The organism is Streptomyces sp. T39 (assembly GCF_008042045.1).
In the GTDB taxonomy this organism is placed as follows: Bacteria; Actinomycetota; Actinomycetes; order Streptomycetales; family Streptomycetaceae; genus Streptomyces.
This window is the reverse complement of sequence record NZ_RDBP01000037.1, coordinates 567,674-576,202: the sequence shown is the minus strand read 5'-3', so window position 1 is coordinate 576,202 and position 8,529 is coordinate 567,674. Positions and strand designations below refer to the sequence as shown.

The 8,529-nt window shown below is 74.6% G+C and carries 9 protein-coding genes and 2 pseudogenes; 3 read left to right on the top strand and 8 right to left on the bottom strand.

The window, feature by feature from the left end; genetic code table 11:
• Positions 1-298 (top strand): annotated as a pseudogene (locus tag EAO77_RS40360) (lipase); the annotation flags it as partial.
• Between the two features lie 216 nt (positions 299-514).
• Here the strand turns inward: EAO77_RS40360 and EAO77_RS40355 are convergent.
• Positions 515-616 (bottom strand): annotated as a pseudogene (locus EAO77_RS40355) (TetR family transcriptional regulator); the annotation flags it as partial.
• 140 nt (positions 617-756) lie between these two features.
• On the opposite strand from EAO77_RS40355, the gene EAO77_RS25050 reads away from it, so the two are divergent.
• Together EAO77_RS25050 and EAO77_RS25045 are read left to right on the top strand one after the other, a co-directional pair.
• The gene (locus tag EAO77_RS25050; protein WP_147990535.1) at positions 757-1,092 is read left to right on the top strand and encodes a DUF952 domain-containing protein; all 336 of its coding nucleotides are present in this window, start codon (positions 757-759) and stop codon (positions 1,090-1,092) included.
• Between the two features lie 139 nt (positions 1,093-1,231).
• Positions 1,232-1,681 (top strand): Rieske (2Fe-2S) protein, encoded by a 450-nt coding sequence (locus tag EAO77_RS25045; RefSeq protein ID WP_147990534.1) that lies wholly within the window; start codon positions 1,232-1,234, stop codon positions 1,679-1,681.
• Between the two features lie 40 nt (positions 1,682-1,721).
• On the opposite strand, the gene EAO77_RS25040 is transcribed toward EAO77_RS25045, so the two are convergent.
• The 7 genes from EAO77_RS25040 to EAO77_RS25010 form a co-directional block, all read right to left on the bottom strand.
• Entirely contained in the window at positions 1,722-2,777 is a 1,056-nt protein-coding gene (locus EAO77_RS25040) for an ADP-ribosylglycohydrolase family protein (RefSeq protein WP_147990533.1), read from the bottom strand.
• Positions 2,774-3,493 (bottom strand): NUDIX hydrolase, encoded by a 720-nt coding sequence (locus EAO77_RS25035; protein WP_147990532.1) that lies wholly within the window; start codon positions 3,491-3,493, stop codon positions 2,774-2,776. The genes EAO77_RS25040 and EAO77_RS25035 overlap by 4 nt, the downstream gene beginning before the upstream one ends.
• Positions 3,493-4,563 (bottom strand): AAA family ATPase, encoded by a 1,071-nt coding sequence (locus tag EAO77_RS25030; protein ID WP_147990531.1) that lies wholly within the window; start codon positions 4,561-4,563, stop codon positions 3,493-3,495. Before EAO77_RS25030 ends, EAO77_RS25035 begins: the two co-directional genes overlap by 1 nt.
• Positions 4,560-5,216 (bottom strand): nicotinamide riboside transporter PnuC, encoded by a 657-nt coding sequence (pnuC, locus tag EAO77_RS25025; RefSeq protein ID WP_147990530.1) that lies wholly within the window; start codon positions 5,214-5,216, stop codon positions 4,560-4,562. The genes EAO77_RS25030 and pnuC overlap by 4 nt, the downstream gene beginning before the upstream one ends.
• A gap of 175 nt (positions 5,217-5,391) precedes the next feature.
• Complete coding sequence (locus EAO77_RS25020; RefSeq protein ID WP_147990529.1) at positions 5,392-6,585, bottom strand: pseudouridine synthase; 1,194 nt, start codon at positions 6,583-6,585, stop codon at positions 5,392-5,394.
• Entirely contained in the window at positions 6,585-7,199 is a 615-nt protein-coding gene (gene scpB / locus EAO77_RS25015; protein ID WP_261994130.1) for an SMC-Scp complex subunit ScpB, read from the bottom strand. Before scpB ends, EAO77_RS25020 begins: the two co-directional genes overlap by 1 nt.
• The gene (locus tag EAO77_RS25010; RefSeq protein ID WP_315986114.1) at positions 7,196-8,368 is read right to left on the bottom strand and encodes a segregation and condensation protein A; all 1,173 of its coding nucleotides are present in this window, start codon (positions 8,366-8,368) and stop codon (positions 7,196-7,198) included. The genes scpB and EAO77_RS25010 overlap by 4 nt, the downstream gene beginning before the upstream one ends.
• Positions 8,369-8,529 lie beyond the last annotated feature (161 nt).

Below are 8,529 nucleotides of genomic sequence, written 5' to 3'. Positions count from 1 at the left end.
CGCCGCCGGCAACACGCTCACCATCGACATGGAGACCTGGGCGACCGAGTACCGCGCCGGTGACCCCGGAACGGTCCGCTTCACCGGCCTGCCGGACCGCGAGAAGACCGTGGAGATCTGGCTGCCGCACAACGAGACCACCGAACTCGTCGCCCTGCGCACCGACGCCCCCGTGGAGGGCGTGGCCGACCGGGGACGGGTCTGGCTGCACCACGGCAGCTCCATCAGCCACGGCTCCGAGGCGGCCGGCCCCACCTCCACCTGGCCGGCGCTCGCGGCGKCSSTCKGCGGGGTCGAGCGGGAAGCGGGTCGCGGCCCAGCGGCCGGGGTGTTCGCGGGCGTAGTCGCGGTAGGCGTCGGCGAAGGCGGCCAGGGCGTCCTTGCCGGATCTGCCCGCCACCGCTTCGGCGGCCCGGTCGGCCAGTTCCTCCAGGGCGAGCAGGGCGATCCGGGTCATCAGGTCGTCGGAGCTGCGCACATGGGCGTAGAGGCTGGCGGCCCTGACGCCGAACCGGCGGGCGAGCGCGGAGACGGTCACTCCGTCGAGACCCACCTCGTCGGCGAGCTCGGCTCCGGCCCGGGTGAGCCGCTCGGGTGTCAGCCCGGCGCGTGCCATGTGCGCTCCCCTCATCGTCCTTCATGCAGTATGCATTTACCTACACCCTATAGGCAAACAGCAAGGCCCTGCACGGCAGGTGCGAGCGGCAGGCGCCCGGGGCCCCCGCACCGTGCCGTCCGGTGCGCTAGAACAGGCGCATGATCTTCCATGTCGTGCCCGAGGACCGGTGGTCCGCCGGTGCTCCCGCCCCGTACGCCCCCGCCTCCCTCGCCGGCGAGGGCTTCGTCCACTGCTCGGCGGACGAGGCGGCCGCGCTCGCCGTCGCGGACGACCGCTTCCGCGACGTGCCGGGCCCCCTGCTGGTGCTGACGGTCGATCCGGCCCGGTTGTCGGCCGAGGTCCGCTGGGAGGACGCCGGGGGCACCTCGTATCCGCATGTCCACGGTCCCGTCGAGCGCGGGGCCGTGGTGGCGGTGTCCACCGTGGTGCGCGACGGGAGCGGCCGGGCCACGGGCCTCGCGCCCCGGCCCTGACGCGGCTGTGCGGCGTACCGCGCTGGGCCGGCGGACGGACACGGGGGCGCGGTCGCTACGCCGGCGGCGCGCGGGCGGTGACGATGCCCGTGGCACCGGCGGATGCCGGGCCGCGACGTCACCGTACGAGGAGAGTGCCATGAACACGTGCCGACGGTCGGTCCTGGCGGCGGGCGCCGCGGGTGCGGTCGCCCTGGTGGCGGGATGCGGCGGGGACGACGGCGGCCCGTCCGCCCCGCGGACGGGCGACACCCCGGAGGCGTCCGACAGCGCCTCCGCGTCCGGGCGGCCCTCCCCCTCCGGGAAGGAGCTCGCACGCACGGCGGACATCCCGGTGGGCGGCGGGACGGTCTTCAAGGAGCAGGAGGTCGTCGTGACCCAGCCGGAGGCCGGCCGGTTCGAGGCGTTCTCCGCGATCTGCACCCATCAGCGGTGCACGGTCGGCTCGGTGAGCGACGGGCTGATCGCCTGCCCCTGTCACGGCAGCAGGTTCCGCATCGCCGACGCCTCGGTGGAGCACGGCCCGGCGACCGAGCCGCTGCCGCCGAAGCGGATCACCGTGTCGGGGGACGTGATCCTGCTGGTCTGACGGTGCCGGGCCCCGCCGGCCGGAGGCGGCCGCGCCCGGCTCAGGCGTCCCAGGCGGCGCCGAGGGCCAGCAGTTCGTCCCGGTACTCGATCCGCCCGGCCCACGCGGCGGGCCAGGCGTCCGCCCCGAGGTGGGCGCCCGCGAAGGCACCGACGAGGCAGGCGATCGAGTCGGAGTCGCCCCGGGTGCAGGCCGCCCGGCGCAGCGCGGTCAGCGGCTCGCCGGGGAACATCAGGAAGCACAGCAGGCCCGTCGCCAGGGCCTCCTCGGCGATCCAGCCGTCCCCGGTGACCAGGCACGGGTCGATCTCGGGCTCCGGCGAGCGCACGGCCGCGGCGAGGCGCTCCAGCACGGCGAGGCACTCGTCCCAGCCGCGGGCGATGAACGCCTCGGGGCTCGCGTCGGCGGTCGAGTGCCGCCACAGGTCCCCCAGCCACTCCTCGTGGTACGTGCGGCGCATGTCCAGCGCGTAGGAGCGCAGCCGGCCGACCAGCCCGGTGGGCTCCGCGCCGTCGGCGAGCAGGCGTACGGCGTGTGCCGTCAGGTCGCTCGCGGCGAGCGCGGTGGGGTGGCCGTGGGTGAGCGCGGACTGCAGCTGGGCGGCTCCGGCACGCTGCTCCACGCTCAGGCCGGGGACCAGGCCGACGGGGGCGACGCGCATGTTGGCACCGCAGCCCTTGGAACCGATCCGGCTCGCCTCCTGCCAGGGCAGGTCGCCGTCGAGCAGCCGGCAGGCCTCCAGACAGGTGCGGCCGGGCGCCCGGTTGTTGTCCGGAGAGTGGTACCAGTCGACGAACTCCTCGCGGACGGGCCGGGCGGTCCGCAGCGGCGCGAGGGTGCCGCGGGACATCGCCGTCCGCAGGCCCCGGCCGAGGGCGAGGGTCATCTGGGTGTCGTCCGTGACGATCGCCGGCTCGGGCAGCTCGGCCGTCCGCCAGGGGCCGCACTTCGCGAGGATCGACGGGACGTCGCTGAACTCGGTGGGGAAACCGAGCGCGTCCCCGAGCGCCAGCCCGACCAGGGAGCCGGTCGCCGCCCGTTTCGCGGCGGCGGGCGTGGGAGCGGCCGGGGTCGGGCGCGGGGTGGTCGAGGTCATGGGTGACGTCCTTCCGGGCGCAGCAGGGGCGGGTGCAGGAAGCGGGCGGGGCCGGCCCGGTGGAGCGCGGCCGGTTTCCCCCGGCCGCCGGTGCGGCGCGGTCCGCCCTCGACGGCCTCGACGAAGCCGGGGGTGGCGAGGACCTTGCGGCGGAAGTTGGGCCGGTCGAGCTCGACGCCCCAGACGGTCTCGTAGACCTGCTGGAGCTCGCCGAGGGTGAACTCGGGCGGGCAGAACGCGGTGGCGACGCAGGTGTACTCGAACTTGGCCGCGACGCGTTCATGGGCGTCGGCCAGGATGCGGTCGTGGTCGAAGGCGAGCGGCCCGGCGGTGGCGGCCGGCGTCCAGCGGGCGCGGGCCGCGTCGCCGCCGCCGCGGGGCTCCGGCGGGTCCGGCACGAGCGCGGTGAACGCCACGGACACCACGCGCATCCTCGGGTCGCGCTCCGGTTCGCTGTACGTGCGCAGCTGTTCCAGGTGCAGGCCGGCCGCGGTCGCCGGCGACAGGCCGGTCTCCTCGGCCAGTTCGCGGCGGGCCGCCGACTCGGCCGACTCGTCGGGCAGCAGGAACCCGCCGGGCAGCGCCCAGTGGCCGCGGTACGGCTCCTGCCCCCGCTCGACGAGCAGCACCTGGAGTGTGTCGCCTCGCACGGTGAGGACGGCCAGATCGACGGTGACGGCGAAGGGCGGGAACGCGCCGGGGTCGTACGCGTCCATCAGCGGCGCTCCGGGAGCGGGTCGGCGAAGCGGATGCCGCCGTCCAGCAGGGCGTCGACCGCCTCGACCGCGGCGGCGAGCCGCCGCTCGTGCGGTCCGGTCACCTCGACGGTGCGGCGTCCGGTGCGGTCCAGTTCCTCGCGGAAGCGGGCCGTCATCCAGGGCCGCAGATGCTCGCCGTCGCGCAGCCCGTCGTCCTCGAATCCGACCCCGTGGTGGTCGGTCAGGATCCACAGGTGCTGGCGCCGCGGCTCGGGAGCCACCGGGTAGGGGGCCTCCATGTAGCGCTCGTGCCAGATCGTGGTGGCGAAGGCGTCGGTGTCGCAGACGAGGAGCGGCGATCCGTCCCGGGCGGCGGCCTCCTCGCGGGCGGCCTGCTCGCGGGCGATGACCGGGAACTCCTCGGAGGCGAACGCCACCTCCGGCCAGCCGGCCCCCGGGCGCCGGGCGCGCAGGGCGGCGAGCTTGGCCTCGCTGAACTCCCTGCCGTATTCGGGCACGCAGCGCGTGCGCGCCCAGACGCCGCCGCGCAGGCGGTAGTGCTCCGCGAGCGCCGTGGCGAGGGTGGTGGTGCCGGTGGACTCGGCCCCGAGGACGACGACCCGGCGGGTCAGCGCGGCCCGGACGGGCGGGGCGAGGAAGTCCCAGGAGCCGACCGGGTCCTTGCGCACGGCGGTGCCGGAGACGGGGAACGCCGTGCGGTCGGGGTCGACGGACACGTGCACGGCGCCGAAGCGGCGGGCCAGTTCGTCCCCGTAGTTCTCCGATGTGTACACCGCGTCCACCGGTTCGGGGACGGCAGTGGTGAAGACGGCCATGTGGGCGTCCCACACAGTGGGGTCGTGGAGGTCGACGGGGGTGTCGTCGACGGCCCCGACCACCCGGACGCCGGGGTGGACCTCGCGCATCCAGGCGACCCGGTCCGCGAGGGACACGCTCTCCACGGAGGAGGCGCACACCAGCACGGTGAGCCGCTCGCAGCGCTCGGCGGCGGTGCGGACGAGGTGGTGGTGGCCGGCGTGCGGCGGATAGAACTTGCCCAGCACCAGGCCGTGTCCGTGGCGGCTCATGCGACCGCCGCCACGCTGTTCCCCGGCCGGCCCGCGGCGAGGTCGCGGTGCCAGTTGCGCAGCCCGGCCAGGCACAGGGTCAGGAAGCCGACGTAGAGCAGCGAGGTGAGGTACAGGTCCTTGTGGGCGTAGAGCGGGATGTAGACCACGTCCGCGGCGATCCACAGCCACCAGGACTCCAGGCGCTTGCGGCACTGGCCGTACGTCGCCATCAGGGAGAGCGCGGTGGTCAGGGCGTCCCAGAAGGGGACCGTGGAGTCGGTGGCCCGGTCCAGCAGGACGGTGATCCCGGCGGTCCCCACCGCCCCCGCCGCGAGCAGCCACAGCCACTCGGTGCGCGTCGTGCGGCGCACGGGCAGCGTGCCGGAGCCTGGTCCACCCCCGTGGGTCCAGGTCCACCAGCCGTACGCGGCGAGGGCGATGAAGACGATCTGGAGGCCGGCGTCGGCGTAGAGCCCGGCCTGGGTGAACAGCAGGATGAAGAAGAGGTTGTTGGCGATGCCGATCGGCCAGTTGGCGACGTGCTGGCGGGCGACGAGCCAGACGCAGAGCGCGCCGCTGCCGAATCCGAGGACCTCGACCCAGCTGACGGGCGTGTCGAGCAGGGTGAACAGCGGTTGCTGCAAGGGCTGGAGCATGTCTGCGAGGCTCACACCGACCTCCTTAATGGTCACTGTGACCATAAATGCTGGCGGTGCTTCGCCACAAGGGTTTTCCGGACCCGGACCGGCTGCGGCACGGCGGGGGCGGCACACGGGCGCGGCCGCCGCATGCCGGGAGCCCGCGACCTGACGGTCGCGGGCTCCGGGTGCGGGCGGGGGGCCGGTCCTAGAGACCGACCTCCTTCATCAGCATGCCGACCTCGGTGTTGGTCAGCCGGCGCAGCCAGCCGGACTTCTGGTCGCCGAGCGCGATGGGACCGAACGCGGTCCGCACCAGCTTCTCGACGGGGAAGCCCGCCTCGGCCAGCATCCGGCGCACGATGTGCTTGCGGCCCTCGTGGAGGACCACCTCGACCAGGTAGTTCTTGCCGATCTGCTCGACGACCCGGAAGTGGTCGGCGCGTGCGTAGCCGTCCTCCAGCTGGATGCCGTCCTTGAGGCGCTTGCCCACCTCACGGGGCAGCGGGCCCTGGATGGCGGCCAGGTAGGTCTTCTTCACGCCGTACTTGGGGTGGGTGAGGCGGTGGGCCAGTTCACCGTGGTTGGTGAGCAGGATGATGCCCTCGGTCTCGGTGTCCAGCCGGCCGACGTGGAAGAGCCGGGTCTCGCGGTTGGTGACGTAGTCGCCGAGGCACTGGCGCCCGTCCGGGTCCTCCATCGTGGAGACGACACCGGCGGGCTTGTTCAGCGCGAAGAACAGGTAGGACTGGGTCGCGACGGTCAGGCCGTCGACCTTGATCTCGTCCTTCTCGGGGTCCACGCGGACACCCTGCTCGATCACGATCTTGCCGTTGATCTCGACGCGGCCCGCGTCGATCAGCTCCTCGCACGCGCGGCGCGAGCCCATGCCGGCCCGGGCCAGCACCTTCTGGAGCCGCTCGCCCTCCTGCTCCCCGAACGTCTTGGGGGTCTTGATCTGCGGCTTGTTCTCGTACCGCTCGCGGTTGCGCTGCTCGGCGCGGGCGTCGTACTCGCGCGAGCGGGCGGGGGCGGTGCGGCCGCCACCGCGCTGCGGGGACTGCCGGGGGCCGCCCTTCGCACCGCCGCGGGCCGCGTCCCCGCGCCCCTTCTTCGGGCCGTCGGAGGGCATGTCCACGTCGTAGCGGCGCTCCTCGGGACGGGGATTGCGGGGCCGGCCGCCCCCCTGCCGGTCGTCGCGGCTGTTGCCCGCGCCCCGGTAGTTGCCGCGCCCGCCGCCGCCGGCGCTGCCGCCACGCCCGCCGCCACCGCTGCCGCCGCGCCCGGCGCCGCCGGCGCTGCCGCCACGCCCGCCGCCACCGCTGCTGCCGCGGCCGCCGCTGTTGCCACCACGGCTCCCGCCGTTGTTTCCGCTGCTGTTCCTGCCGCTGCTGCTTCGCATCAAATGTCCGTCTTGTCGTCTGCGTCCTCACGGCCCGGTGCCTCCGGTGCATCCGGGTCGAACGACAGAATCCCTTCCTGCGTCTCCGCCTCGATCGCGTCCGCCTCCGGAAGGAAGGGCGCGAGCTCCGGAAGTTCGTCCAGGCCGCGCAGGCCCATCCGCTCCAGGAAGTAGTTCGTCGTCCTGTACAGGATCGCACCTGTTTCGGGTTCCGTGCCCGCCTCCCCGACCAGACCCCTCTGGAGCAGGGTGCGCATGACCCCGTCGCAGTTCACCCCGCGCACCGCCGACACCCTCGACCGGCTGACCGGCTGGCGGTAGGCGACGACCGCGAGCGTCTCCAGGGCGGCCTGGGTGAGCCGGGCGTGCTGGCCGTCGAGGACGAAGCGCTCGACGGCCGCGGCGTGCGCGGGACGGCTGTAGAACCGCCAGCCGCCCGCCACGAGCCGCAGCTCGAATCCGCGCCCCTGGACGGTGTACTCGTCCGCGAGCTCCCGCAGGGCGTCGGCCACGGCCCTGCGGGGCACCTCCAGCACCTTGGCGAGGTGCTCCTCGGTGGCCGGCTCGTCGACGACCATGAGGACGGCCTCCAGCGCGGGCTTGAGCTCGCTCACTCCTTCTCCTCCACGACCTGGTCGAATTCGTCGGTCACCGTGACCTCGGCGGCCCCGTCCCCCGCCGCCCAGGTGACGGTGAGCTCCCCGAGCGCCTCCGGCTGGTCCAGCACGAGGACCTTCTCCCGGTACAGCTCCAGCAGGGCGAGGAAGCGCGCGACGACGGTGAGGGTGTCGTCCACGCCCTCGGTCAGCTCACGGAAGCTGGCCGTGCCGCGCTCCCTGAGCAGGGCCACGACCACCTCGGCCTGTTCCCGGACGCTGACCAGCGGCGCGTGGATGTGGTCGACGTACACCTGGGGCTTCGGCTTCGGCTGCATCGCCTTCACCGCGAGCCGTGCGAAGCCCTCGGCGCCGATGCTGATCACGACGTCGGGAAGCAGGTCGGCGTGGTGCGGTTCGAGCCCCACGGTCCGCGGGAAGCGCCGCGCCTCGTCGTCGAGCCGCCGCTCGAAGATCTCGGCGATCCGCTTGTACGCGCGGTACTGGAGCAGCCGCGCGAACAGCAGGTCCCGCGCTTCGAGCAGCGCGAGGTCGGCCTCGTCCTCCACCTCAGCGGCCGGGAGCAGCCGTGCCGCCTTGAGATCGAGCAGCGTGGCGGCGACGACAAGGAACTCCGTGGTCTGGTCGAGGTCCCAGTCGGCCCCCATCGAGCGGATGTGCGCCATGAACTCGTCGGTGACCTTGGAGAGGGCGACCTCGGTGACGTCCATCTTGTGCTTGGCGATCAGCTGGAGCAGCAGGTCGAACGGCCCCTCGAAGTTGGCCAGCCGCACCGTGAACCGCCCGTCCCCCTCCCGCGCACCCCCCGCCACCGCGGGCCCGTCGGGGCCGGGAGCGGCGTCCGGGACGGACGCGGGCTCGGTCTCGGTCTCGGGAGCGGCATCCGGGACGGACGCAGGCTCCTCGGTCTCGGGAGCGGCATCCGGGACGGACGCAGGCTCCTCGGTCTCGGGAGCGGCGTCCGGGGCGGACGCGGGCCCGGTCTCGGGAGCGGGGCCGCCGAGCCCGGCGCCGGCTTCCGCTGCAGGCGCGGGCGCGCCCTCCGGGGCGGCCTGCGCCCCGTGCGGCGCCTCCGGGGCGGGGGCGTCCACCGCAGGGGCGCCCTCCGCCGGCGCGAGCGCGGGCGACCCGACGGCGTCCGCCGGAGCGGTCTCCGGGGCAGGCACGGTTGCGGGAGCGGGCCCGCCAGGCCCGGGGCCGGCCTCCGGCGCAGGTGCCTCGGCCTCCGCGGCAGGCGCGGGCGCGCCCTCCGGCGCGCCCTCCGCCCCGTGCGGCGCCTCCGGCGGGCCGCCGGCGGCCCGCCGGAGGCGCCGCACGGGGCGGAGGG

Excerpts from the sequence above, each read along its gene's own strand:
- EAO77_RS25020 (WP_147990529.1), bottom strand. The coding sequence starts at position 6,585 with ATGCGAAGCAGCAGCGGCAGGAACAGCAGCGGAAACAACGGCGGGAGC.
- EAO77_RS25045 (WP_147990534.1), top strand. The coding sequence starts at position 1,232 with ATGAACACGTGCCGACGGTCGGTCCTGGCGGCGGGCGCCGCGGGTGCG.
- EAO77_RS25040 (WP_147990533.1), bottom strand. The coding sequence starts at position 2,777 with ATGACCTCGACCACCCCGCGCCCGACCCCGGCCGCTCCCACGCCCGCC.
- EAO77_RS25030 (WP_147990531.1), bottom strand. The coding sequence starts at position 4,563 with ATGAGCCGCCACGGACACGGCCTGGTGCTGGGCAAGTTCTATCCGCCG.
- EAO77_RS25035 (WP_147990532.1), bottom strand. The coding sequence starts at position 3,493 with ATGGACGCGTACGACCCCGGCGCGTTCCCGCCCTTCGCCGTCACCGTC.
- EAO77_RS25050 (WP_147990535.1), top strand. The coding sequence starts at position 757 with ATGATCTTCCATGTCGTGCCCGAGGACCGGTGGTCCGCCGGTGCTCCC.